The sequence below is a fragment of the Nocardia sp. NPDC060255 genome, from assembly GCF_042727395.1.
Taxonomy (GTDB): domain Bacteria; phylum Actinomycetota; class Actinomycetes; order Mycobacteriales; family Mycobacteriaceae; genus Nocardia.
Genome location: NZ_JBHXAU010000017.1, coordinates 142,698 through 167,187, shown reverse-complemented (window position 1 = coordinate 167,187; position 24,490 = coordinate 142,698). Strand labels below are relative to the sequence as shown.

Here is a 24,490-nt window from a genome sequence, read left to right as displayed (position 1 = left end):
CCGAACGGTCGAGCCCCTCGCCGCGGACAGGTCGAGCCGCGGTGACCCCCGGTTGGGGGCTTGACCGGCGGGGGCCTGCCGGGCGAGAGTGCGCGCATGGTTGTCACACAGGACGTGCCGCGCGCGACGCTGCGCAAGGTCACGCTTCGCCTGGTGCCGTTTCTCGGGCTGCTGTATTTCGTCAATTACCTGGATCGGGTCAACATCGGCTTCGCCGGGCCCAGCGGGATGAAGGCCGACCTCGGGCTCACCGAGACGGCATTCGGGTTCGCGTCCGGGATCTTCTTCCTCGGCTACCTGGTGCTCGAGGTGCCGAGCAATCTGGCGCTGCACAAGTTCGGGGCGCGCCGCTGGATCGCCCGGATCCTGGCCAGCTGGGGCGTGATCGCGACCGCGATGGCGTTCGTGCCCAACGAAACCGTGCTGTACGTCCTGCGATTCGCGCTCGGGGTGGCGGAGGCAGGATTCTTTCCCGGCATCCTGCTGTACCTCACGTATTGGTTCCCGCAGAAGCAGCGGGCGAAGTTCGTCGCGCTGTTCATGGTCGCCGTGCCGATCTCGACCGCGCTCGGCTCGACCATGTCGAGTCTGATCATCCAGTACGGGCACGGCGTGTTCGGGCTCAGCGGCTGGCGATTCATGTTCCTCGTCGAGGGGGTGCCCGCGCTGCTGCTCGCCGTGGTGACATGGTTCTTCCTCACCGACAGTCCGGCCACCGCGAAGTGGCTGACCAGCGCCGAACGGCAGTGGCTCAGTACCGAACTCGCCGCCGAGCAGGCCGCCGTGGAGCAGGGCGAGCACTGGACGTTGCGCAAGGCGCTCACCGACGTGCGGGTGATCGGCCTCGCCCTCGTGTACGGCGGAATCGTCTACGGGCTCTACGCTTTGGGCTTCTTCCTGCCGACGATCATCAACGGATTCCAGCAGCAGTACGGGACGCATTATTCGGTGGTGCAGCGCGGACTGATCAACGCGGTGCCCTACGTCATCGGCGCCTTCGTGATGGTTTGGTGGAGCCGTCACGGTGACCGAACCGGCGAACGTCCCTGGCACGTAGCCCTTCCCGCCCTACTCGGCGGCCTGGCCATCCCGATCGCCCTCTACCTCGGAAATCCCATCGCCGCCATGGCCGCCGTAACCGTCTGCGCCGTAGGCGTTCTCGCCGCCCTCCCCACCTTCTGGGCCCTCCCCAGCGCCTTCCTCACCGGCGCCGCCGCCGCGGGCGGCATCGCCCTGATCAACTCGATCGGCAACATCAGCGGCTTCGCCGCACCGTATATCACTGGCGGACTGAAGGATTGGACCGGATCACAGCGCGCGGGACTCTGGGTGGTCGGCTTCGCCATGATCGGCTCGGCCATCGGCGCGCTAGTCCTGTGGCGCCGGACCAGCGTTGGTGCGCAAGAAGATTCGGTCTCGCTGAAGAAGGAGTGAGGTCGCGAGGCATCCGATATCGCTGACGTCCGGGGACTTATTGCTGACCAATCAGCCGCAGGCGGGGGAGGATTCGCCGCCGAGTAGTAGGGATTCGCAGATCCAGCTGGTGTCGAGGCGCCAGGTGGTGTCGCGGGCGGTGAAGGGGATCACCATGCGGCGTTTGTCGGCGGGGGAGCTGACCGTTGTGGTGGCGAGGAGGGTGGTGCCGTTGAGGTCGGTGAGTTTGTCTACCTGGAAGGTCATGGGGTATCCGGCGTAGACCTTTGCCAGCTTGGTGAGCAGTTCGGGGTCTTTGTCGTCGGCTGCGGCGCGCAACGTCTTCTGCGCGGCGGGGAGTTGGGTGTCGAAGGCTTGCTGGAGTTGGGTGGCGAGGCTCGCTGAGTCGGGGAGTGCCCGGGGTGGCATCGGCGGTGCCGGTGGGGCGCCGGGCAGCGAGTCGGGGAACAGTTGCTCGACGATGGATGCCCAGATGGCGGATGCGGTGATCCGCAGGAGGGTGGGCGGGATCGTGTACTGGTTGACGGCCACCACGACGGTTGCCCGCTGGGCCGGAAGGTAGGCGACGTGGGTGGTGTATCCGAGCACACCGCCGGTGTGGCCGAGCCAAGGGCCGAAGCGCTGTAGTCCGAGGCCGTAGTCGAAGGGGGAGCCGCCTGCGGTTCCGCTGGTGAACTGCCTTCTGGCCAGCAGGGTTTCAGGCTGCAGCAGGGAGCCTTCGGCGAGCGGGGAATCCGCGGCGAGCAGGGGCGCGTACCTGGCGAGGTCGGAGATGGTCGACACCATGGAGCCCGCGGCGCCGAAGATCGCCGGGGTGGTGCGGGCGGTGACGTTCGTGGCGGTCTCGTCGAAGTAGCTGTAGCCCTGGCCGGCCGGGGCCGGCATGGTGGCGTCGGCGGGGTAGGAGGTTTCGTGCAGGCCGTGGGCTTGCGCGAGTTCGGAGAGGATCTCGTGGACCGGCTTGCCGAGCACCTTCTCCAGCACCAGGCCGAGCAGAAAGAATTCGGAGTTGGAGTATTCGGTGTTGGTGTGTGGCGGTTTCGCGTGCTCCGGATGCGTGGTGAGTGCGCGCAGTCGGTCACCGTCGTGCCACTCGCCCGGTGTCTTCGTCACCAACTGAGCGGCGAAATCGGTGTCGCCCACCAGATCCCACACGCCGCCGCGCATGCCGAGCAGGTCGCGGAGGGTGATGGTGTCGCCGTTGGGCACGGCGGGCAGGTATTTGTTCAGCGTGTCATCGAGGGAGAGCTTGCCTTCGTCGGCGGCGCGAAGGATCGCGGTCGCGGTGAATGTCTTGGTGACACTGCCGATTCGGACGTGATCGTCGACCGTCATCGGACGTCCGGTGGCGAGATCGGCGACACCGTAGGCCTTGGTGTAGGCGCCACGACCGGGGGCGTTCACCGAGACCAGCGCGCCGGGGATCAGGCCGGCGTCGATGTTCTTGCGGACGATGTCATCGATCTTGCTCTGCGCATCTGCCGGAAGCACGACCATGGCACAGCTGTTCCGGGGCCCGCACTCGTTGTCGGGCATGCAGCCGACCAGCACGGTGGTGACCACCGCCACGGCGAGCGCACCGGCACCGGCGCGGATGAGCCGAGCGAAGTTATTGCGGCCGAGCATATTCCGATCCCCCCGTGTGTCGCATGCCGGACCACCTTGGGGTGTCCGGCATGCGAACCCTGATCAGCCGCCGAAGCGGGCCAGGACGGACGAGGCTTCCTGGGACGCCGCGCCACCCTCGGCGAGATGCGCCATGGCGGGCGCGATCTCGCGACCGTGGTGCGTCATGGCCTGGCTGTAGAGGCGACCCGCGCGGTAGGACGAGCGGACCAGTGGTCCGGCCATCACGCCCGCGAAGCCGATCTCCTCGGCCATCTTCGAGTGGTCGACGAATTCCTGCGGCTTCACCCAGCGGTCCACCGGGTGGTGGCGGGGGGAGGGGCGCAGGTACTGGGTGATGGTGAGGATGTCGCAGCCCGCCTCGTGCAGGTCGCGCATCGCCTGGGTGACCTCTTCAGGGGTCTCGCCCATGCCGAGGATCAGGTTGGACTTGGTGACCAGCCCTGCTTCACGCGCCGCGGTGAGCACCGACAGCGAGCGCTCGTAGCGGAACGCAGGGCGGATGCGCTTGAAGATGCGCGGCACCGTTTCCAGGTTGTGCGCCAACACCTCCGGGCGTGAAGAGAACACCTCGGCCAGTTGATCGGGCACGGCATTGAAGTCGGGGATGAGCAGCTCGACGCCGGTGCTCGGGTTCAGTTGCTTGATGGCGCGCACGGTTTCGGCGTAGAGCCAGGCGCCGCCGTCTTCCAGGTCGTCGCGGGCGACGCCGGTGATGGTCGAGTAGCGCAGACCCATCGCCTGCACGCTCTCGGCGACCCGGCGCGGCTCGTCCCGATCGAGTGCGGCCGGTTTGCCGGTGTCGATCTGGCAGAAGTCGCAGCGGCGGGTGCACTGCTCGCCGCCGATCAGGAAGGTGGCCTCACGGTCTTCCCAGCATTCGAAAATGTTGGGACAGCCCGCCTCCTCGCACACCGTGTGCAAGCCCTCGCGTTTGACCAGACCCTTGAGCTCGGAATACTCCGGGCCCATCTTGGCCTTGGTACGAATCCATTGAGGTTTGCGCTCGATCGGGGTCTCCGCGTTGCGCGCCTCGATGCGTAGCAGTTTGCGTCCTGCCGGTGCTGAAGCTGAGGTCACTAGATCGACATTACGCCTACCGGATCAGGCGTTCGCGGCCCCTCCTGCCGGTGTGACGCGCGCAATATCGTGAGCGGTTACCGGCAGTTCGCCATTGAGCGCCCTCGCGATGGCCTCGGCGACGAGCGGCTTGGCCTCGGCCACCGTGAACTCGCGGCCCAACTCGCGCGACAGCGTGGTGACGCCGGCGTCGCGGATGCCGCAGGGGATGATCGCCTGGAAGCCGTCCATGGCGGAGTTGCAGTTGAGCGAGATGCCGTGCAGGGCAACGCCGCGCTGCACGCGCACGCCGATCGCGGCGATCTTGCGCTCGGCGAAGACGTCGGTCGCGGGCAGCCAGACACCGGACCGGCCCTCGATCCGGCCGCAGTTCAGGCCGAGGTCGGTGCAGACGGTGATCAGGGCTTCCTCGAGTCGGCGCACGTAATGCACGACGTCTACCGGCTCGGCGAGCCGCACGATCGGGTAGCCGACCAGCTGGCCCGGGCCGTGCCAGGTGATCTTGCCGCCGCGATCCACCTCGACCACCGGGCTGCCGTCGATCGGCAGATCCTCGGCCTCGGTCCGGCGGCCCGCGGTGTAGACGGCGGGGTGCTCGAGCAGCAGCAGGCGATCGGATCCGATGCCGTCGGCCCGCTCCGCGGCGATGGTTCGCTGCAGTTCCCAGGCGTTGTGGTAGTCGATGAGTCCGAGATCCTCGACCACGATCGGGGTGGTATCGAATCGGGCGGACGCCGTGGTGCGCGTGTCGTTCACGTGCTCGACGGTACGCCGGACGGGCACTTCTATTCCAGCTGCGCTCTGTGGGGAGTGCCACAGGTTAGCGGGCGCGGCCAGCCGCGACGCGGCTCGCCGATTGCGTCGCCGCCTCGGTGTGCGTGCGCACGACTGCCGCACGCCTCTTGATTTCCTGCACCGACAGTCGCATCCGATTCCCGGTGCTGGAAATCAGGAAGCCTGCGTGTGCTGGGTCAGTGCGCGTGGACGGGGAGGGTGAGTTGCATCTGGGTCAGGTTCATCCAGCGACCGAACTTGTGGCCGACCTCGGGGAACTCACCGATGATGCGGAAGCCGAAGCGTTCGTGCAGCTGGATCGAGCCGGTGTTGCCGGATTCGATGCCCGCGATGACCGCGTGCACGTGACCCGACTGCCGTGCCCGGTCGAGCAGCTCGGTGAGCAGGGCGGTGGCGATGCCGCGGCGCTGGAACCGCTCGTCGACGTACACCGAATTCTCCACGGTGAAGCGGTAACCCGCCTTGGGCCGCCACGGACCGTAACTGGCGTATCCGGCGACCGCGCCGTCGATCTCGGCGACGAGGATCGGCAGGTTCGCCGCGGTGCGCGCCTCGAACCAGGCGAGGCGCTCGTCGAGGCCGACCTGCTCGAGATCCCAGATCGCGGTCGAGGTGGCGATATTCGCGTTGTGGATCTCCAGGATCGCGGACAGGTCGTCGCGGTGCGCGTCCCGGATGAGAGTGGGGCGGGTGTCGAGCTGGTCGGTCATCGATCGTCTCCGGGTTGTCCCACCATCGCGGCCAGTGCGGCGCCGATGGTCGGGTGCTGGAACTCGTAGCCCGCCTCCTCGAGGGCCGTGGGTATTGCGCGCGGTCCGTGCAGGATCGCCTCCTGCGCGAACTCGCCGATGAGGGCCCGCAGCGCGAACGCGGGGACCACCAGCGGGGTCGGCCGGTGCACGGAACGTCCGAGCGCACGGCTGAATTCGGCATTGGTGACCGGCGCCGGGCCGACGACGTTGAGCGGCCCGGTGAGTGTGTCGGTGCCGAGGGTGAAGATGATCGCGCCGATCTCGTCGGCCAGCGAGATCCACGGCGTGTACTGCCGCCCGCTGCCGAGGCGTCCGCCGAGGCCGAGCGAATACAGCGGGTGCAGCATGCTGAGCAGGCCGCCGTGCCGAGACAGCACGACGGCGCTGCGCAACAAGACGGTTCGCACGCCCGCGTCGGCGGCCGGCCGGGTCGCGGCCTCCCAGTCGCGACAGAGCGTGCCGAGGAAACCCGAACCGGCGGGCGCGGTTTCGTCGACCACCCGGTCGCCGGTGTCGCCGCCGTAGAAGTGCACGCCGCTGGCGTTCAGCAGCGTCGGCACGCTCGCCTTGACCACCGCCGCGGCCAGCACGTCGGTCGGCGTGATCCGGCTGTCGCGCAGTTCCTGCTTGAAGCCGCCGTTCCAGCGGCGCCGCCCGATGCTCGCGCCGCACAGGTTCACCACCGCGTCCGCACCGCGCAACGCCCGCTCGTCCAGTTCGGCCCGGACCGGATCCCAGGTGAACTCGTCCGGCCCCGCCGCCCGCCTGCGAACCAGGCGGGCGACCTCGTGCCCGTCGCGGCGCAGAGCCGCGACGAGCGCTGTCCCGATCAATCCGGACGAACCGGCGATCACGACCTTCATGCGAGTACGACGGTTAGAGCCCGAGGTCGGCCTCGAACGCGGCCTCCTCGAGCCGGTGCCGGATCGTGGTGAGGAAGCGACCCGCGTCCGCGCCGTCGATCAGGCGGTGGTCGTAGGTGAGCGGCAGGTAGCACATCGAGCGCACGCCGATGGACTCGCTGCCGGTGTCGTCCTTGACCACCACCGGACGCTTGACGATCGCACCCGTGCCGAGCATGCCCGCCTGCGGCGGCAGCAGGATCGGGGTGTCGAACAGGGCGCCCTGGCTGCCGATGTTGGTGATGGTGAACGTGCCACCGGCCAGCTCGTCCGGCTTCAGGCCACCGTTGCGGGCGCGGTTGGCGATGTCGGCGATGGCGCGAGCCAGGCCGGCCAGCGACAGGTCGCTCGCGTTGTGGATCACCGGGGAGAGCAGGCCCTGCTCGGTGTCCACGGCGATGCCGAGGTGCACCGCGGCGTGGTAGGTGAGTTCCTTGGTGGAGTCGTCGTAGCTGGCGTTGACGTTCGGGTGCACGCCGAGCGCCTCGACGACGGCCTTGGCGAAGAACGGCAGGAACGTCAGGTTGACGCCCTCGCGCTCCTTGAACGCCGCCTTGGCCTGGGTGCGCAGCGCCGCGATCTTGGTGACGTCGGCCTCGTGCACCTGGGTGAGCTGTGCGGTGGTGCGCAGCGATTCCAGGGTCTTGGTCGCGGTGATCTGGCGGATGCGGCTGGCCTTCTGCACGGTGCCGCGCAGGTGGGCCAGCTGCGGGCTCGCGGCCGCGGGGGCGGCCTTGGCCTTCGCCGCGGGCGCGGCGGCCGGTGCGGCGGCGGCCGGAGCCGGTGCCTTCTTGGCTTCCGCGGCGGCGAGCACGTCCTGCTTGCGGATGCGTCCGCCGACACCGGAACCGGTGAGTGCGGACAGGTCGACGCCGTTCTCGTCGGCCAGCTTGCGGACGAGCGGGGTGACGTACGGGGTAGCGCCGTTGCCGCTGGAATCCGACTCGGGAGCCTTGGCGGCGGCGGGTGCCGGAGCCTTGGGAGCCGGTGCGGCCGCGGGCTTGGGCTCCGGCTTCGGTGCGGGAGCCGCTTCCTGCTTGGGCTCGGGCTTCGGCTCGGGCTTGGGTTCCGGCTTCGGCTCGGGCTTCGGCGCGGGCGCCGACTCGGCCTTGGCGGGCGAACCGCTGCCGATCACGCCGAGCTGTCCACCCACAGCGACGACATCGTCTTCCTGCGCGGTGATCTCGAGCAGCTTGCCCGCCACCGGCGAAGGGATTTCGGTGTCGACCTTGTCGGTGGAGACCTCGAGCAACGGCTCGTCAACGGCTACGTCGTCGCCGACGGCCTTGAGCCACCGGGTGACCGTGCCCTCGGTGACCGACTCGCCCAGTTCGGGCATCTTGACCGAGGTGCCCTCGCCGGAAGAGGCGGGCGCGGCTTCGGCGGCAGGTGCTTCCTGAGCGGCAGGCTCGGGCTCGGCGGCCGGGGCTTCCTCAGCGGGAGCTTCCTCGGCGGGTGCTTCCTGCGCGGGCGCGGCGGCGGCTTCGGGGGCGGGAGCCGAGCTCGGCTCGGGCGCCTCGCCGGCATCGCTGATCACGCCGAGCTCACCACCGACCTCGACCACATCATCTTCTTGGGCGACGATCTTCGACAGCACGCCCGCCTGCGGGGACGGTATCTCCGTGTCGACCTTGTCGGTGGAGACCTCGAGCAGCGGCTCGTCGACCTCGACCGTGTCTCCTTCCTGCTTCAGCCACCGGGTGACCGTTCCCTCGGTGACGCTCTCACCAAGAGCTGGCATCTGGACGGAGAAGGCCATGTCCTCTGACTCCTCTGACTGCTCGACGGGTTTCTACAACAGTTGATCTCTCGGCGGACCCCCGTCGCGGGTTGCGGCGCGAGTCCGAAAGCCACCGATCATTGTGCGTGGCACCGGAGATCTGTGTGGTTCTTGTACCGCGATCCATCCTTGCACTCGACTGCGCGGCGCGTAGCACAAGGGCAGTGAACTTCGCGGAGCTGGCAAGATAGAGGGACCGGTGCGCACGATGCATCGGGGTTGGAAAGGAGGTGCGCGTCGTTGGGTTTGCTGGATCGTTTCCGAGGCGGCGCGACCCGGGGTGGTAGCGCGGTACGTGCGGGTTCCGGGGGTAGCGAGGATGCCCGATATCTGGCCGAGTGGGTGCGCACCCACGTCGGCGTCGAAGGTTATTTGGAGCCGAAAACGACGGTGACCGATGTCACTGTCGTGTTGATCGCCGCCGACGGCGAATGGACACGCCGGATCGTCGGCGAGCGCGGAGCACAGCGGCTTGCCAAGGATTTGCGGATCCCTGTTTACGACGTCGCCAAGACCGGATATCCACAGCGGATGCGGGACTACGACGCTCGCAAGCGCCTCGAACGTCAGCGCGCGTTCGAGGCCGATCTCCGCGATTTATAGCCCCCGGCTACCGTCGGGCGACCCCGTTTTCGTGTCGCAGATGTCCTGATTTTCGGTGCGCGGAATCGCGTGCGAATTAGCGAGCCGAGACGCGAGATCCGCGCGGTTCGAGGTCGCCCGGCACGGGCGGCGTGGCCCCTCGACATGGTCGACCGAGGGGGAACTGGTGTAGGCCGGCTCTCGGCCGTTGCCTACCTCAGTTCCCCATGATCGTTCGTCCAGCTCTGCTGGGCGGGGTGCGTCGTCCGGAGGTGTTCAGTCCGGACGACGCACGGGGTGTTCACTCTGCGGCGATGTCCTCGATGACCGCGATCAGGGTGCGGACCGGGACGCCGGTGCCGCCCTTGCCGATGTAGCCGAACGGGCCGCCGGTGTTGTAGGCCGGGCCCGCGACGTCGAGGTGGGCCCACTGCACGCCCTCGGGGACGAACTCCTTGAGGAACAGTCCGGCCGAAAGCATGCCGCCCCAGCGGTGCGGGGCGACGTTGGCCAGGTCGGCGATCTTCGAGTTCAGGTCGGCGCGCAGTTCGGTGGGCAGCGGCATGGCCCAGCCGTTCTCGCCGATCTCGCGGGAGATGGCGGCGACCCGGTCACGGAAGTCCTCGGTGCCCATCACGCCGGGCGTGCGGGTGCCGAGCGCGACCATCTGCGCGCCGGTGAGGGTGGCCACGTCGATCAGGTAGTCGGGCTCGTCCTCGCCGGCCCGCACGATCGCGTCGGCCAGGATGAGGCGGCCCTCGGCGTCGGTGTTGATCACCTCGACGGTGGTGCCGCCGTACTGGGTGAGCACGTCGCCGGGGCGCTGCGCGGTGGACGACGGCATGTTCTCCGCCATCGGCACGGTCGCGGTGACCGTGACCGGCAGGCTCAGTCGTGCGGCGAGCAGCACGGTGGCCACGACCGCGGCGGCACCGGCCATGTCCGAGGTCATGTTCTCCATGTTCTGCGCGGGCTTGATGGAGATGCCGCCGGTGTCGAAGGTGATGCCCTTGCCGACCAGCGCGACCTTCTTCGGGCCGCCCGGGTAGCTGATCCGGACCAGTCGCGGCGGGCGCGACGACCCCTTGCCGACGCCGAGCACGCCGCCGTAACCGCCTGCATCCAGGGCGTTTTCGTCGAGCACCTCGACCTCGAGCCCGGCGGCCTCCGCCAATTCCTGCGCACGGGAGGCGAATTCGGCGGGGTAGAGGTGGCTCGGCGGAGTGTTGGTGAAATCCCTTGCGGTGGCGACGGCTTCGGCGATCAGCTGGGCACGGAAGAGTTCCTCCTCGCCGAATTCCGGCTCGGGCACCAGCAATTCGACCCTGGCCACCGGGCGCTCGTCCGGCTTCGGCGCGGACTTGTCCGACTTGAAGGGCGTAAAGGTGTACGCGCCCAAGTAGAAACCCTCAGCGGCGGCACCGAGATCGATGCCGGACAGCGTGGTCACCACGAGCTCGGTACCGGACAGTGCGCGGGCCGCGACACCGGCCGAGCGACGGACCTGTTCGGCATCGATCTTCTCGGCGGCGCCGAGGCCGACCGCGAGCACGCTGGTCACGCCGTCCAGGCCGGCCGGGGCGGGCACCCTGGTCAGTTCCTCGGACTTGCCCTTCGCGCCGACCGCACCGAGCTGATCGAGCAGTTCCGCACGGACCTCCGCGGTGAGTACGTCGCCGAACAGGTCCTCGGGCACGATGGCCGGGCCGTTCTCGGACGATATCAATCCGAGCACGAGCACGTCGGTGTCCGTGCTGATGGTCTGCGTGCGGGCGAGTTCCGGTCCTAGTGGACGATCTGCAACAGCGGTCATGGGCTCAGGCTACTGGGCAGTCCGATCGCGATTCCGTCGAGGAGCAGTGCGAGTCCGGCGTCGAGGATTCGGTCCAAGTCCAGGTCGGGGCCCGGTGGGCCGTCCGAGAACAGCCGATGCAGGACGGGGCGCAGGGACGGGTCGAGCAGTTCGGGGAGGTCGGCGGGCAGGTCCGGGACGCCGGTGCCGCGCAGGCGGTCGGCGCGTTCGGAATTCGTCAGCAATGCCAGGCCCTGCACCAAACCGGAGAACGACAGATAGATCGCGAGCATCGACTCGCGGGTCAGGCCGCGGTGGTCGAGCGCGGCGAAGGAACGTTCGAGGATGTCGGCGAGCGCGGGGCCGAGCGGCGGGCGGGTGCGCGCGAGGATCGGCAGCATCCACGGGTGACGCTGGTACAGCTGCCACTCCTCGTGCGCCTCGTAGCTGAGCTTGGCCCGCCAGTCGGTGAGTTCGGTTGCGGGCGCGCGGATTTCGGCGAGCACGAGTTCGGCCATGCCTGCCAGCAGCGCCTCGCGATCGGGGAAGTGCCGGTACAGGCCCGCGGTCGCCGCGCCGAGTTGGCTGGCCAGGCGGCGCATGGAAAGTCCGTCGAGGCCGTCGCGATCGGCCAGGTCGACGGCGGCGCGCAAGATGCCGATCGTGGTCAGCCGGGCCGGACGCGCGGTGCGTGGCGCCGGGCGCACGTCGTCGCGGCGGGCTCGATAGGCGCGGGCCTGGCAGGCGCGTGAGCAGTACCGGCGTTTGCGGCCGCGCGACGGTTGGGCGAGCGCGCCGTTGCAGATTCCACAGGCCATGCCGCCTCCATTTCGACACACGAACAGGTGTGACGAAATGATAGCTGTACTGCCTTGACCTGCCTACCTTGGCAATCACGCACAGCGTTCACAACGAAAGGGGTTACCGATGGAGATCACGGTTCGACAGGCGGGCAAGCAAGATCGCGACGCGGTGATCGAGGCGTTCAGCCTCGCCTGCCCGGATGAAGCGGTGACGGCCTGGGTGCTCGAGGGGCATCCCTTCGAACAGTTCGGTCCGGACTACGTCCCCGAAATGATCGACCGCGCGCTGCGTGACGACGAGATCTGGCTCGCAGGAGTGGAATCGGACATTTGGGCGGTGTCCATCTGGCAGCACGTGGACTCGGTGGACCGTTTCGCGAGCGACCTGCAAGCGGCGCGTGCGGCAGCCGACGGCGCGCCCGACGTACGCCCGCTACAGCGAATGGCCGTGGTCACCGACCTGCTCGCGCACATCCATCCCCGCGAACTCCCACACCGATACCTGCAGGTGATCGTCACGGTGCCGCAGCATCGCGGAAAAGGCGCGGGCGCGGCGATCCTCGCAAACCAGACGAAGGCCGCCTCCTCCGCAGGCGCCCCGGCCTACCTCGAAGCAAGCACCGACCGCTCCGCCCGCCTCTACACCCGCATGGGCTTCACCCAAACCAGCACCACCCACGACCTCCCCGACGGCGGCCCAACCCTGCGCCCCATGTGGTTCCGCGGCTAGCCACGGATCCGGAGCCATCCAACGGGACATGGTGGCGGGAAAGTACGAGTGTCGCCGCCACCATGTCCTGTTCGATGACGGGCCTCGGGGGGTTTGGTTGGGTCTGGCTTCGGGGCGGGGAGGGGATCGTCTGGAGGGGCAGACGGTGGGTGGGAGGGAGTGGGCCCGGAGTTCGGGGTCGGCGGATAAGCTCGCCGGGTGACCGACTCGAACCTGCTGCAAGGCCCTATCCATGGTGTACACGTCGAGCTGGGGGCGACTTTCGCGCCGTTCGGCGGGTGGGAAATGCCCGTCTCGTACGAGGGGACGGTGGCCGAACATCAGTCGGTCCGCACCACGGTCGGCCTGTTCGATGTGAGCCATCTCGGCAAGGCGACGGTGCGTGGTGCGGGCGCGGCGGCCTTCGTGAATTCGGCGCTCACCAACGACCTCGGCCGGATCCGGCCGGGCAAGGCGCAGTACACGCTGTGCTGCGCGCCCGACGGTGGCGTGATCGACGACCTGATCGCCTACTACGTGAGCGACGACGAAATCTTCCTGGTGCCCAATGCCGCCAACACCGCGTCGGTGGTCGCGGAGTTGCAGAAGGTGGCGCCCGAGGGCATCACGGTGACCGACGAACACCGGGAGTACGGCGTCTTCGCGGTGCAGGGTCCCCGCTCGACCGAGGTGCTTGCCGCGCTCGGCCTGCCGACCGAGATGGAATACATGGCCTACGCCGACGCCGAATGGGACGGCCGCCCGGTGCGCGTCTGCCGCACCGGCTACACCGGTGAGCACGGCTACGAACTGCTGCCGCGCTGGGCCGACGCCGAGCCGCTGTTCCGCGCCCTCGTCGCGCAGGTCCGCGCCGCCGACGGCCAGGCCGCCGGCCTCGGCGCCCGCGACACCCTGCGCACCGAGATGGGCTACCCGCTGCACGGCCACGAACTGTCCCTGGAGATCTCCCCGGTCCAGGCCCGCACCGGCTGGGCCGTCGGCTGGAAGAAGCCGGAGTTCTGGGGCAAAGCCGCACTGGAGCAGGAGAAGTCGGCCGGCCCGCGCCGAACCCTGTTGGGCCTCAAGGCACTCGACCGCGGCGTGCTGCGCCAGGGACAGAATGTCCTGCGCGACGGCGAGCCGATCGGCGAAACCACCTCCGGCACCTTCTCACCCACCCTCAAGATCGGCATCGCCCTCGCCCTCCTCGACACCGAAGCAGGCATCGAGCCCGGCACCGAGGTCGAGGTGGACGTCCGCGGCCGCCGCCTCCGCTGCGAGGTGATCCGCCCGCCGTTCGTGGAGACGAACACCAAGTAGATACACCGCCGCTCGCGCGAGAACATTCATCACGCGGCGCGTGCGTCGCCGGCACTGACAGAGGCCCTCTGCGAGAACCGTGATACCGGTATCGCAGGGGGCCTCCGCTGCGCGAACCCAGCAGAGCCTTTGTCGGCGCGCACGTTCTTGCGCGAGACACGGTGTGTCGTGCGGCGAGCCGGTGCGCTGGAGCGCGGAACGTGCGCGGCGAGCGGCACTTGCGCGGGAGGACGTCTGGCGCGCTGTGCGCCTAGTTGATCGGGACCTCTGCGAGAACCGTGTTAGCGATACCGCAGGGGCTTCCGCTGCGCGAACCGCGCGGGCTGTGCCGCAGCTTCTGTCCGCGCGCACGTTCTTACGTGAGACACGGTGTGTCGTGCGGCGAGTCAGTGTGCGGGAGCGTAAAACGTGCGCGGCGAGTCACATCAGTGGTGCTGCGGAGCAAGTCGGGAGTGCGGGACCGCCGAGGGCAGGTGTGCACATCTGGCTCGATGAAGGGCTGATCGAGGATCGCCGAGTGCTGAGCCTCTGTCCGCATTGTTCGGTGCGGTGGGGGATCGTGCCGCATGTACGTGGTCGCGACTGTGGCGGGTTGTTTCGGACGCCGCTAAGTGGTGCGTGGCATTTGCCGACAGGCTGGCAGCATCCCGGCGCGCGACACGGCGTGTCGCGCGGCAAGTCGCGGCGTGGCGCGTTTGCGAGTGCGCAGGGTGCGTATCGGCCCGGGTGATTTCCTGGGGCGAATTGGGGCGTGGGGTGCACATTGGTGCGCGAGTGGCGGGGGTGGCGGGAAGTTTTGCGGTGTGGGGGGCGATCGGCCGCGAAGCTGGAAAGTGGCTTGGTTAGGATCGAGCGCATGACCGTTGCTGCACAGTTTGCCCGTGTCCCGCATCCCGCGCCCGCCCCGGCGCAGCGGGTACAGGAGGTACTGGCGGCGCCCGGGTTCGGGCGGTTCTTCACCGATCACATGGTTTCGATCGACTACACCGACGGCGAATGGACCAACGCGCGCGTCGAACCGTACGGCCCGCTCGCCCTTGACCCCGCGACCATGGTCTTCCATTACGGGCAGGCCATCTTCGAGGGTCTGAAGGCGTACCGGCACAGCGATGGCAGCGTCGCCTGTTTCCGCATCGACGCGAACGCCGCCCGGTTCCGCAGGTCCGCCCGCCGGATGGCGATGGCCGAACTGCCGGAGGAACTGTTCATCGAATCCGTGCGTCAGCTGCTCGAGGTGGATCGCGACTGGGTGCCCGCCGCGGGCGGCGAGGACTCGCTGTACCTGCGCCCCTTCATGTTCGCCACCGAGGCCGGGCTCGGCGTGAAGCCTGCCGCCGGCTACAAGTACCTGCTGATGGCCTCCCCGGCCGGCGCCTATTTCCCGCGCGGCGTGAAGCCAGTGCGGGTGTGGTTGTCGACCGAGTACGTGCGCGCCGCACCCGGCGGCACCGGCGAGGCCAAGGTCGCGGGCAACTACGCCGCGTCGCTGCTCGCGCAGGCGGAGGCGACCGAAAAGGGCTGCGATCAGGTGGTCTGGCTGGACGCGTGCGAGCGCCGCTACGTCGAGGAGATGGGCACCAACAACCTGTTCTTCGTCTTCGGCTCGGGCTCCGAGGCGCGCCTGGTCACCCCGGAACTGTCCGGTTCGCTGCTGCCCGGCATCACCCGCGACTCGCTGCTCACCCTCGCCGCCGACTCCGGATACCCGGTCGAGGAGCGCAAGGTGTCGGTCGAGGAATGGCGCAAGGGGGCCGAATCCGGTGAAATCACCGAGGTTTTCGCGTGCGGTACCGCCGCGGTGATCACCCCCGTCGGCTGGGTCCGCTCCGCCGAGGGCGAGTTCACCATCGGCGGCGGTGAGCCCGGCGAGGTCACCATGGCGCTGCGCGACACCCTCACCGGCATCCAGCGCGGCACCTTCGCCGACATCCACGGGTGGATGCGCGGCATGTGATCAATCGAGTGGCACACCACGCGATATGGTGTGCCACTCGGGCTCAGCTGGGCATGAAAACGTGCCACTCGTCGAGGGTTTTGGGGCGCAGCACGTAGTTCTTGTCCCGGACAGTGGAGAGCGGGGCGTACGGCTCCTCCGAATACCAGTGGCCGGGGTAGACGACCGGGTCGCCGGACAATTCGGCTAAATAGCGCAGGCTGCGGAACATTTCGTCGGAGTCGCCGCCGGGGAAATCGGTGCGGCCGCAGCCGTCGACGAACAAGGTGTCGCCCGCGATGAGTCGGTCGTCGAACAGGAAGCATTGGCTGCCGGGCGTGTGCCCCGGGGTGTGCAGCAATTCGATGTCGAAGGCGCCGACGCTGACCTTGTCACCGTGTTCGTGGCCGGTGAGTTCGCTCGGCGCGATACCGGTGACGTTGGCCACCCAGGAGAGCTCCTGCGCGTTGATATGCACTGGGACGCTTGTCTTTTCGAGCAATTCCCGCACTCCGCCCAGGGTGAACCCGAGCATCGTTCCGCCCACATGGTCCGGATGGTGATGGGTCGCGAGCACCCCGGTCAGCCGGAGCCCGTCGCTCTCGGCGATATCGACCAGATCGCCCGCCGCGTACGCCGGATCGACCACCAAGCACTCGCCGGTTTCCTGATCGCCGATCAGATACGCGAAATTCCGCATCTGCGTCGCAATCGGATCGCCGACGGCGTAATCCCTCCCCGACAACAGCTGGCGAAAATACAGGCGCTCAGAAGACATACCGCACACCTTATTGCCCGACCCAGACGATCCGCGCGCCGCCGCGTCAAATAGTTTGCTACGCCGAAGTCCGTACCCCGCACGAACCTAAACATCCGCCCATCCGGGGGCTGTCCAAGATCAACGGCAGGCCGAGGGCGTCCTGCTGACAGGTTCCGCTCAGAGGCAGAAGGACAGGGTGGCGGCGGTGAGGGCGACCGTGAGTTCGATGGCGGCGCCGAGGGTGTCGCCAGCGAGGCCGTCGAATCGGCGGACGCAGTGGCGGACGAGGACGGCCGATGCGGCCAGGGCGACGAGGACGGCGAGGGGGCCTTGCCAGCGGTCGGGGGTGGCGAAGAGGGCGGCGGCGAGGGCAGCGACGGACCAGGCCGCGGCGGTGAGTGGGCGCTGGGTGCCCGCGACGAGGGCGCCGAAGTTGGCGTCCGGCGCGGCGGCGATGCCGGTGCGGCAGGCGAGAACAACCGAGACGCGGCCGACGGTGACCGCGAGGGCGACGGCGAACCAGCGATCCGCCGCGGCCAGCGCCGCGAACGAAAACGCTTGGACGCCAATGGCGAACACGATGGCGGCGACACCGAAGGGACCCGCGCCGCCACTCTTCATGATCTGCCTGGCCCGCTCCGGCGGACCGTAACTGCCGAGCCCGTCCATCGTGTCGGCGAGCCCGTCCAGATGCATACCCCGCGTGACCAACGCCAGCGCCCCGACCACCAACAGCCCGGCCAGCATCGAACTCGCCCCGGCCCAGCCCAACAACCACAGCAGCCCGGCCGCCCCCACACCGAGCAGCCCACCGACCAACGGCGCCAACGCAATTGCCCGCCTGGCCGCCGCCCGATCAACACTCTCCGGCCCACGCACCGGGAGGACGGTGAGCCAGGACACCGCGAGCCGCAGCCCGTTCATCCCGGCAGGCCTGGATTGCGCCGCTCCATAGCAGCAGATCGCGTAGCAATCGGAACGCGTTGTACCGCAGCCGAATAGCTCCACAGAGTCGCATCCGCCAACGGTGGTGTGGTTGTGCGCGAGGAAACCTCCGACGAGGCCGCCGCGCCATCCGTCCGGGCCGATCGAGATGGCCGGGCCACCGATGACGCGTCGAATGCTGATGTGCCGCACGGAGATGCCATGTTCGCGGCGGGCCGCACTGTGCCGAGCTGGATCGTTCGGAGGCTGCGTGAGATCGGTTTCGATGACACAGCATTCACGCGCCGGCAAGTCGTCAACGCCGACCCGAACGCACCCACCGATGTTGCCGAGCTGTGGCATCCGTCCGATGTCTGCCGAGCCGGCGCGGTAATGGCCCGGCGGTCGGCAGTCTGCGCGACTTCCAGACTCGGGTCGAGCTGGGAGAGATGAGTGAGTGCGCCAGTGCCCCAGTCGCGAGGAAAAGAACCGTCGTCACGGCTTGTTGTAAGACGCTGTGTCACAAGGGAACCGCGGTGGCCGTCGCCGATGGGCGCGCCGAGCCTGATGGCGGGCGCTTCGACCGGCGACGGCCTGTCGCTCATTTCCGCAAGTCTGGCGTGGCCGGGGGAGTATCCGGAGTGAGGTCCGGGTTGTCCGCGGGGACAGTGAGTTCCGTGTTTTCGGCGGTGTCGGTGTCGGCGGTGCTGACGCCCGCTTCGGCGAAGGTGGACATCTCCGCGAGGGTGGCGACCGCGGCGCGCAGGATCGGCAGGGCGGTGAGGGCGCCGGACGCTTCACCGAGGCGCATGTTCAGGTCCAGCAGCGGTTCCAGGCGCAGGCGCTGCAGGGCCAGGTTGTGGGCGGGTTCGGTGGAGCGGTGGCCCGCCAGCCACCAGGCGGAGGCGCCCGAGGCGAGGTCCTCGGCGACCAGTGCGGCGGCCGTGACGACCACACCGTCGAGGATGACCGGCGTCCGGCGCGCGGCGGCCTGAGCGAGGAACGCCGCCATCGCGGCGAAGTCGGCGCCTGCGGCGACGCGCAACAGTTCGACCGGGTCCTTGGCGATCGGACGGGCCCGGCGCATGGTGTCGCGGATCGCGGCGACCTTGCGCGACCAGCCCGCGTCGTCGACGCCGGTGCCGCGGCCAACGGCGGCAACGGGTTCGGTGTCGGTGAGCGTCGCGATGAGGGCGGTGGCGGGGGTGGTGTTGCCGATGCCCATATCGCCCGCGATGAGCACGTCGGCGCCCGCGTCGATCTCCTCGTCGGCGATCGCCTTACCCGCGGCGAGCGCGGCCGCGACCTCGTCGGCGGTGAGCGCGTCCTCGCGGTCGATCGACCCGCTGGAGCGGCGCACCTTGTGCTTGGCGATGAGCGCATCGGTCTCGCCGTCGACGGAAATATCCGCGACCCGAACGGTGGCGCCCGCGACCACGGCGAGCGCGTTCACCGCCGCGCCGCCACCGAGGAAGTTCGCCACCATCTGTGCGGTGACCTCGCTCGGATACGCCGAAACCCCGTGTCGCGCAACGCCATGATCCCCGGCGAACACCACCACCCTGGCCCGCTCGAACTGCTTCGGCGGGCACACCCCCTGACAGGCCGCCACCCAGTTGCCGAGCTCCTCCAGCCGCCCGAGCGCCCCACCGGGTTTGGTCAACTGCGCCTGCCGCTGCTCGGCCGCCGCCCGAACCTGTGCGTCAGGTGGCGTCACCGGTCCAAATCCGTGTGTCACTGTCGAGCCTTTCCGGTCAGGACGGTCCATATCCGCATACGCGGCTCAATCTTGCCCGCCCCGACCCGCACCCCGCACATCACCCGCCCCAACCCGCCGGTGTCCTCGCCCACGTGCGCCGTCCCGCCCGGTGCTGCGGCATGTCCGAAGTGTCATGCGGGTTCGAGCGCCTACTCGGCGGTTTCCGCTGGGCCCGTCGACCCGACCGACTGCTCGACACCCGACGACTCGCTGTGCGAAGTCATGGCGAGGTCTCGGTGGACCACTACGACGCGTAGGTGTCCGCGCCGATTCACTTGAGGCGCAGGGGGAGTCCGGCTACGACGAGGAATGCTTCGTCGCAGGCTTGGGCGAGGCGTTGGTTCAGGGTGCCGATCTCGTCGCGGAACAGGCGGCCGGAGCGGGTGGCGGGGATGATGCCCATGCCGACCTCGGGGCTCACGATGACCAGGCGGTGCGGGTAGGCGGCGACGGCGGCGACCAGCGCGTCGGCGTCGGGGGCGACGGTGCCGCGCGGGGATGCCCAGGCGTCGCGGGCGTCGATGCGCGCGGTGAGCCAGGTGCCGATGTCATCGATCAGCGTGGTGCCCGCCGGTCCCGGAGCGCCGAGAACGGCTGCCGGGTCGGCACTTTCGAGCACGGTCCAGTCGGCGGGCCTGCGGTCGCGGTGGGTGGCGATGCGTTCGGCGAAGTCGAGGTCGGCGGGGTCGGGAATCGAGGTCGCGAGATAGCGGACCGGCCCGGGCGCCTTCGCGGCCAACTCCTCGGCATAACCGGACTTACCGGACCGAGCGCCGCCGAGGACGAGAGTCCGGCGCGGCTCAACCGACGAGACACTGTGCGACACGTCAGCACGGTATCAACGCCGTTCATGATCATGGGGAACTGGTGCTGGCATCGCCCGAGAGGCCAACAGCACCGTTTCCTCATGATCTTGAACGATGTCCGGTCAGCAATGGCCGCATGCCTTCCCGGGATGCGGATCCTGACACGGGGTGCGGTCAGGCGGGGGTTTCGACCATTTCCGCGCCGAAGCGGCGACGGTACTCGGTGGGTGCGATGCCGACGAGGCGTTGGAAGTGGTGCCGGAGCAGCGCCCCGGAGCCGAAGCCCGCGCGGGCGGCGATTTGCTCGAGGCCGAGGTCGGTTTCCTCGAGCAGCTGTTTGGTGAGCAGGACGCGCTGGTTGGTCAGCCATTTCACCGGGGTGGTTCCGGTTTCGGCGGCGAAGCGGCGGGCGAAGGTGCGGGTGGACATGGTCGAGCGCGCGGCCAGGTCTTCGATGGTGTGCGGGAGGTCGAGGTTCGCGTTCATCCACTCCAGGGTCGGGATGAGGCTGTCGGAGGTGCAGGTGGCGACCGGCCGCTCGATGAACTGACGTTGCCCGCCGTCGCGCTGGGGCGGCACGACCATCCGGCGCGCGATCGCGTTGGCCACCGCGCTGCCGAGTTCGCGGCGCACCAGGTGCAGGCAGGCGTCGATGCCCGCGGCGGTGCCCGCGCTGGTGATCAGGTTGCCCGCGTCGACGAACAGCACGTCGGGGTCGACGGTCGCCTCGGGGTACATCGCGGCGAGCTCGTCGACGTAGGTCCAGTGCGTGGTGCATTTACGCCCGTCGAGCAGGCCGGCCGCGCCGGCGAGGAACGCGCCCGAACATACGGTCAGCACGATCGCTCCCGCCGCCGAGGCCGCCCGGACGGCGTCGATGATGCGCGGATCGAACCCGTTCTTCGAGGAGGCGGCCGGAATGGCGACCAGATCCGCCTTGGCGAGCTCGTCGAGGCCGTACTCCGGGGTGACCGTGATGCCGGGCGTCCTGGAGTGCAGTGGCTTGCCGGGCGTGGCGCTGCAGACCTTGAAGTCGAACGCGGGCAGTCCGTCGGCGGTCCGATCGAGGCCGAAAACCTCACAGACCACCCCGAATTCGAACATGGCCATGTGGTCGGACAGCACGACCGCAACCTTCGACAGCATGCGTCCAGTGTAGTGGCTGAATCTTTACGAACAGTGGCAGTCCAGCCACTTTCGGCGGTAACTCACCGAGCGCAAAATTACTGCCATGATTACTTTCCTGATCACCATGGCAGTCATCGTCGCTTTCGCCACCTTCGTGACGCACTACAACGCACCCGCCGGATCGTCCAACGTCATCGATCGCGACGTCCAGCGTCTGCAGGCCGACCTGTCGGCGATGCACGGCCGAACCACCAACATCTGACCCCCGATGTCCCCGCAACCGGCGGCGGCCCGGCTCGTGTCCACGAGCCGGGCCGCAATCATGTTCAGGGGGACCCGCGTTGAACGATCAGCTGCGCGGAACCGACCGTTCGGGCGGACAGGCAATCCCGGTCAACTCAGGCCGGGTCGTCACACGGTAATTGTGAACCGGTCCGGTTCGCCCTCGGTCACGGCTGTCAATGGCGGTTAACGCAGATCGGGCCCACGTCGACCCGCGACAGACGAACTAAATCGCCTCGCCCGGACTGACCCGAGGCTTCGGCGCCCGCATCTTCCGGATCTGCGACGCACGCACGAACGCATACCAACCGAGCTTGTAACCGGTGTCCTCTGTGTCCGGGAAACGCTCCCTGACCCGCCCGTTCACGATCCGCCCGAGCAGGAAACCCTCGGCGATCATGAAGAACATCATCACCAGCATCGCCAGCGTGACGATCGTCTGCAGCGCGGGTGCCACGAACATCGACAGGATCAGCACGAGCGCCATCGGCATGAACAGGCCGACCAGGTTGCGCCGACCGTCCACGATGTCGCGGACGAACGCACGCACCGGCCCCTGATCGCGCGGCAACAGGTACTTGTCCTCGCCGGCGAGCATGCGCGTGCGCCGATCCTGGACAGCCGCCTTGCGCTCGGCGGAGGCTAGTTTGCGCTCCTCCTTGCTGCCGCGAGTGGCCTTGCGGCGGGCGCGGGCCTCCTTCGCGGTGAGCGGTGCCGGCGCGATCGGGCCGCGTCGCTTGCCTTGGGCGTCACGGCGTTTCGGAGTGGGACGGCCCTTGCCCGCGGTGGCGGTGACCGCCGTGCGAGTGGTGCCCGCGGCCGAGCCGCCGTCCACGACCGCCGTCTGATCGGCGGCCGCGTCGGTGGTGCTGGACTCGCCGCGACGGAACAATTTCACATCGACCAGGCTATTCGATGGAATACGCGGCGGGAAATGCGGTCCGATTCGCGCAGGTGTGCCGGGTCACGTAGGTTGCGTGTTCCTGCGGGCGCGGTGGTGGCAAGATGGGGAATAGCAGCCCGCCGAGTGGTGTTGACCGACACGACCCGTGCGCTGTTCACGGGTCGACGACAGGTTCCTCGAGGAGAGTTCATGACTGTGCAGAACGAGACCGCCACCGAAACTCACGGTGCCGTGCTGACCGACGCTGCCGCCAGCAAGGCGAAGGCGTTGCTGGACCAGGAGGGTCGCGACGACCTGGCGCTGCGGATCGCCGTGCAGCCCGGCGGCTGTGCCGGCCTGCGGTACCAGCTCTTCTTCGACGATCGCTCGCTCGACGGCGACATCGTTGTCGAGTTCAGCGGCGTCAAGCTGGCCGTCGACCGGATGAGCGCCCCGTACATCCAGGGTGCCTCCATCGACTTCGTCGACACCATCGAGAAGCAGGGCTTCACCATCGACAACCCGAACGCCACCGGCTCCTGCGCCTGCGGCGATTCGTTCAACTGACCGAACCCGTCCGACTCGTCGTAAGCGGGTTCACCGCGTAACAGCCCGGCCCCACGTGAAGCGTTCACGTGGGGTTACGCGTTTTTCTGGCCCGGGTGTCCATCCTGGTGCCGTGGCCCGACGACGACAGCGCCGCATTGTCGTAGGCAGTGGCCGCCTACATGTGGGCCAGCGAACAACTGCAGCAGTGGCCGAGAAACAGGCGCCTCCCGCACCCAACGGGACATGACGGCGGCGCCACTCACACTTTGCTGCCACTGTTTCCCGTTCGAGGGCTCATGGCTGGCGGGCCCAGTGGCGTGCACCGCGCGTCAGGTCCGAACCGGTGGAAGCGTTCGCGGCGATCGGCGCGGACGGGCTAGGGAGCGGACGTGGTGATCCTGGAGCGTCACGGCCAGCGTGGCGGCGTCGGATTTCGTAAGGATTCGGGCAGTTCGGCGCCCTGCTCAGAGGGGCGTCCCGGCCCAACGATCGCGCGGCGCCGGGCATCTCGCCGATGTCATCCCCCGGGTTGAGGGGTCTGAGCCTGCGTTCAACATTGGTACGGTAATGCTGGGACTTCCGTTCCCGGTCTGCACCGCCTGCCGCCTACCGTTGAAGGGCCAGCCTCGTGTCCATCGCCGTTTCCGCGTCCATTGCCACCGACCACCTCATGCGTTTTCCCGGACGGTTCCGTGACGCACTGCTGGCCGATCAACTCGATCACGTGTCGCTCAGTTTTCTCGTCGACGATCTGCAGATCCGCCGCGGTGGCGTCGCAGGCAACATCGCCTACGCCATGGGCCTTTTGAACCGCACACCCCTGCTCGTCGGTGCCGTGGGCGCCGATTTCGCCGAGTACCGCCAGTGGCTGGAATCGCACGGCGTCGATTGTTCCGGCGTGCTGATCTCCGAGCGTGCGCACACCGCGCGTTTCGTCTGCACCACCGACGACGACATGGCGCAGATCGCCTCGTTCTATCCGGGCGCGATGAGCGAGGCCCGTGACATCTCCATCGGCGAGCTCGCCAAGGCGCACACGCTGGACCTGGTGCTGGTCGGCGCCAACGACCCCGATGCGATGCTGGTGCACACCGCGCAGTGCCGCGAGCTCGGCATCCCGTTCGCCGCCGACCCGTCCCAGCAGCTGGCCCGCCTCGACGGCGAGCAGGCCGTGCAGCTGATCGACGGCGCCGCATACCTTTTCACCAACAAGTACGAGTGGGCGCTGCTGCTGCAGAAGACCGGTCTCAGCGAGGCCGAGATCGCCCAGCGCGTCGGCATCCGGGTGACCACGCTCGGCGCCGACGGTGTGCACATCGTCGACAAGGACGGCACCGAACTCAGCGTCGGCGTCGTCCCGGAGACCACCAAGGTCGAACCCACCGGCGTCGGCGACGCGTTCCGCGCCGGTTTCCTCACCGGCCACACCGCGGGCCTCAGCCTGGAACGTTCCGCTCAGCTGGGTTCGCTCATCGCCGTCCTGGTCCTGGAAACCATGGGCACCCAGGAGTGGACCCTCAACAAGGAAACCGCCCTCGACCGCCTCGCCGGCGCCTACGGCGCCGAAGCCGCCGCCGAAATCAAGCCCCTGCTCTGAGCCCGCCCCCGCGCACAGATTGTGCCGCCGCGCACTAGTTCGCCAACGATCTCGCGCGCAGCCAGCGATTTCACGCGCAGCGTGAGAATACTTGCGCGCGAGCAGGGATCGCGACCGTGCAAGTGGACGGGAGGCTCAGCGTTGGCCTCTGAATGCGCCGCGCGTGAGTTTGTGGGCCGCGCATGAGTTTGTGGGCCGCGCGCGAGTTTGCTGGCGATTTTGTGCGCGGTGTGAGAACGCATGCGCGCGAGTGGCGGCGGCCTAAGCGATCGGGCTGCTCGCAGTTTGACGTCG

22 protein-coding genes are annotated in these 24,490 nt (G+C 68.5%); 8 read left to right on the top strand and 14 right to left on the bottom strand.

Features of this window, described 5'->3' with window-relative positions; all coding sequences use genetic code 11:
• Positions 1–96: 96 nt before the first annotated feature.
• Positions 97–1,434, top strand: a complete 1,338-nt coding sequence (locus tag ACFWF1_RS28275) for an MFS transporter (RefSeq protein WP_379286989.1) — start codon at positions 97–99, stop codon at positions 1,432–1,434.
• A 51-nt stretch (positions 1,435–1,485) separates the two neighbouring features.
• On the opposite strand, the gene ACFWF1_RS28270 is transcribed toward ACFWF1_RS28275, so the two are convergent.
• From ACFWF1_RS28270 to sucB, 6 genes are all read right to left on the bottom strand, one after another.
• A complete protein-coding gene (locus ACFWF1_RS28270) occupies positions 1,486–3,060 on the bottom strand; it encodes a serine hydrolase domain-containing protein (RefSeq protein ID WP_379286991.1) in 1,575 nt (524 codons plus the stop codon).
• 63 nt (positions 3,061–3,123) lie between these two features.
• Entirely contained in the window at positions 3,124–4,140 is a 1,017-nt protein-coding gene (gene lipA / locus ACFWF1_RS28265) for a lipoyl synthase (RefSeq protein ID WP_379286993.1), read from the bottom strand.
• 24 nt (positions 4,141–4,164) lie between these two features.
• A complete protein-coding gene (gene lipB, locus ACFWF1_RS28260; protein ID WP_379286995.1) occupies positions 4,165–4,896 on the bottom strand; it encodes a lipoyl(octanoyl) transferase LipB in 732 nt (243 codons plus the stop codon).
• Positions 4,897–5,111: 215 nt separating this feature from the next.
• Entirely contained in the window at positions 5,112–5,645 is a 534-nt protein-coding gene (locus tag ACFWF1_RS28255) for a GNAT family N-acetyltransferase (RefSeq protein WP_379286997.1), read from the bottom strand.
• Positions 5,642–6,550, bottom strand: coding sequence for a TIGR01777 family oxidoreductase (locus tag ACFWF1_RS28250; protein ID WP_379286998.1), 909 nt, complete (start codon positions 6,548–6,550; stop codon positions 5,642–5,644). The genes ACFWF1_RS28255 and ACFWF1_RS28250 overlap by 4 nt, the downstream gene beginning before the upstream one ends.
• 13 nt (positions 6,551–6,563) lie before the next feature.
• Complete coding sequence (gene sucB, locus ACFWF1_RS28245) at positions 6,564–8,348, bottom strand: 2-oxoglutarate dehydrogenase, E2 component, dihydrolipoamide succinyltransferase (protein ID WP_379287000.1); 1,785 nt, start codon at positions 8,346–8,348, stop codon at positions 6,564–6,566.
• 261 nt (positions 8,349–8,609) lie between these two features.
• On the opposite strand from sucB, the gene ACFWF1_RS28240 reads away from it, so the two are divergent.
• Positions 8,610–8,972: an oxidoreductase gene (locus tag ACFWF1_RS28240; RefSeq protein ID WP_379287001.1), complete on the top strand. Its 363-nt coding sequence runs from the start codon at positions 8,610–8,612 to the stop codon at positions 8,970–8,972.
• A 280-nt stretch (positions 8,973–9,252) separates the two neighbouring features.
• On the opposite strand, the gene ACFWF1_RS28235 is transcribed toward ACFWF1_RS28240, so the two are convergent.
• Positions 9,253–10,764, bottom strand: coding sequence for a leucyl aminopeptidase (locus tag ACFWF1_RS28235; RefSeq protein WP_379287003.1), 1,512 nt, complete (start codon positions 10,762–10,764; stop codon positions 9,253–9,255).
• Positions 10,761–11,561 carry a TetR/AcrR family transcriptional regulator C-terminal domain-containing protein gene (locus ACFWF1_RS28230; RefSeq protein ID WP_379287005.1) on the bottom strand — a complete coding sequence of 267 codons (801 nt, stop codon included), beginning with the start codon at positions 11,559–11,561 and terminating at the stop codon, positions 10,761–10,763. Before ACFWF1_RS28230 ends, ACFWF1_RS28235 begins: the two co-directional genes overlap by 4 nt.
• A gap of 109 nt (positions 11,562–11,670) precedes the next feature.
• Between ACFWF1_RS28230 and ACFWF1_RS28225 the strand changes: the two genes are divergently transcribed.
• The 3 genes from ACFWF1_RS28225 to ACFWF1_RS28215 all read left to right on the top strand — a co-directional run bounded on the left by ACFWF1_RS28225 (position 11,671) and on the right by ACFWF1_RS28215 (position 15,529).
• The gene (locus ACFWF1_RS28225) at positions 11,671–12,276 is read left to right on the top strand and encodes a GNAT family N-acetyltransferase (RefSeq protein WP_379287007.1); all 606 of its coding nucleotides are present in this window, start codon (positions 11,671–11,673) and stop codon (positions 12,274–12,276) included.
• Between the two features lie 198 nt (positions 12,277–12,474).
• On the top strand, positions 12,475–13,575 hold the full coding sequence (gene gcvT, locus ACFWF1_RS28220; RefSeq protein ID WP_379287009.1) for a glycine cleavage system aminomethyltransferase GcvT: 1,101 nt from the start codon (positions 12,475–12,477) through the stop codon (positions 13,573–13,575).
• Between the two features lie 856 nt (positions 13,576–14,431).
• Entirely contained in the window at positions 14,432–15,529 is a 1,098-nt protein-coding gene (locus ACFWF1_RS28215) for a branched-chain amino acid aminotransferase (protein WP_379287010.1), read from the top strand.
• Between the two features lie 43 nt (positions 15,530–15,572).
• On the opposite strand, the gene ACFWF1_RS28210 is transcribed toward ACFWF1_RS28215, so the two are convergent.
• The 5 genes from ACFWF1_RS28210 to ACFWF1_RS28190 all read right to left on the bottom strand — a co-directional run bounded on the left by ACFWF1_RS28210 (position 15,573) and on the right by ACFWF1_RS28190 (position 20,903).
• Positions 15,573–16,286 carry an MBL fold metallo-hydrolase gene (locus tag ACFWF1_RS28210; RefSeq protein WP_379287011.1) on the bottom strand — a complete coding sequence of 238 codons (714 nt, stop codon included), beginning with the start codon at positions 16,284–16,286 and terminating at the stop codon, positions 15,573–15,575.
• Between the two features lie 159 nt (positions 16,287–16,445).
• Positions 16,446–17,192: an adenosylcobinamide-GDP ribazoletransferase gene (locus ACFWF1_RS28205; protein WP_379287013.1), complete on the bottom strand. Its 747-nt coding sequence runs from the start codon at positions 17,190–17,192 to the stop codon at positions 16,446–16,448.
• A 601-nt stretch (positions 17,193–17,793) separates the two neighbouring features.
• Positions 17,794–18,960, bottom strand: coding sequence for a nicotinate-nucleotide--dimethylbenzimidazole phosphoribosyltransferase (gene cobT / locus ACFWF1_RS28200; RefSeq protein ID WP_379287015.1), 1,167 nt, complete (start codon positions 18,958–18,960; stop codon positions 17,794–17,796).
• A 262-nt stretch (positions 18,961–19,222) separates the two neighbouring features.
• The gene (locus tag ACFWF1_RS28195) at positions 19,223–19,777 is read right to left on the bottom strand and encodes a bifunctional adenosylcobinamide kinase/adenosylcobinamide-phosphate guanylyltransferase (protein WP_379287017.1); all 555 of its coding nucleotides are present in this window, start codon (positions 19,775–19,777) and stop codon (positions 19,223–19,225) included.
• A gap of 154 nt (positions 19,778–19,931) precedes the next feature.
• The gene (locus ACFWF1_RS28190) at positions 19,932–20,903 is read right to left on the bottom strand and encodes a helix-turn-helix domain-containing protein (protein ID WP_379287018.1); all 972 of its coding nucleotides are present in this window, start codon (positions 20,901–20,903) and stop codon (positions 19,932–19,934) included.
• Positions 20,904–20,988: 85 nt separating this feature from the next.
• Between ACFWF1_RS28190 and ACFWF1_RS28185 the strand changes: the two genes are divergently transcribed.
• A complete protein-coding gene (locus ACFWF1_RS28185) occupies positions 20,989–21,147 on the top strand; it encodes a hypothetical protein (RefSeq protein ID WP_379287020.1) in 159 nt (52 codons plus the stop codon).
• A gap of 246 nt (positions 21,148–21,393) precedes the next feature.
• Here the strand turns inward: ACFWF1_RS28185 and ACFWF1_RS28180 are convergent, their stop codons facing one another.
• Positions 21,394–22,002 carry a DUF3043 domain-containing protein gene (locus ACFWF1_RS28180; protein ID WP_379287211.1) on the bottom strand — a complete coding sequence of 203 codons (609 nt, stop codon included), beginning with the start codon at positions 22,000–22,002 and terminating at the stop codon, positions 21,394–21,396.
• A gap of 258 nt (positions 22,003–22,260) precedes the next feature.
• Here ACFWF1_RS28180 and ACFWF1_RS28175 point away from each other — a divergent pair, with 258 nt between their 5' ends.
• A complete protein-coding gene (locus tag ACFWF1_RS28175) occupies positions 22,261–22,617 on the top strand; it encodes an iron-sulfur cluster assembly accessory protein (protein ID WP_069165132.1) in 357 nt (118 codons plus the stop codon).
• A 610-nt stretch (positions 22,618–23,227) separates the two neighbouring features.
• Entirely contained in the window at positions 23,228–24,196 is a 969-nt protein-coding gene (locus tag ACFWF1_RS28170) for a carbohydrate kinase family protein (protein WP_379287022.1), read from the top strand.
• Positions 24,197–24,490: the final 294 nt, after the last annotated feature.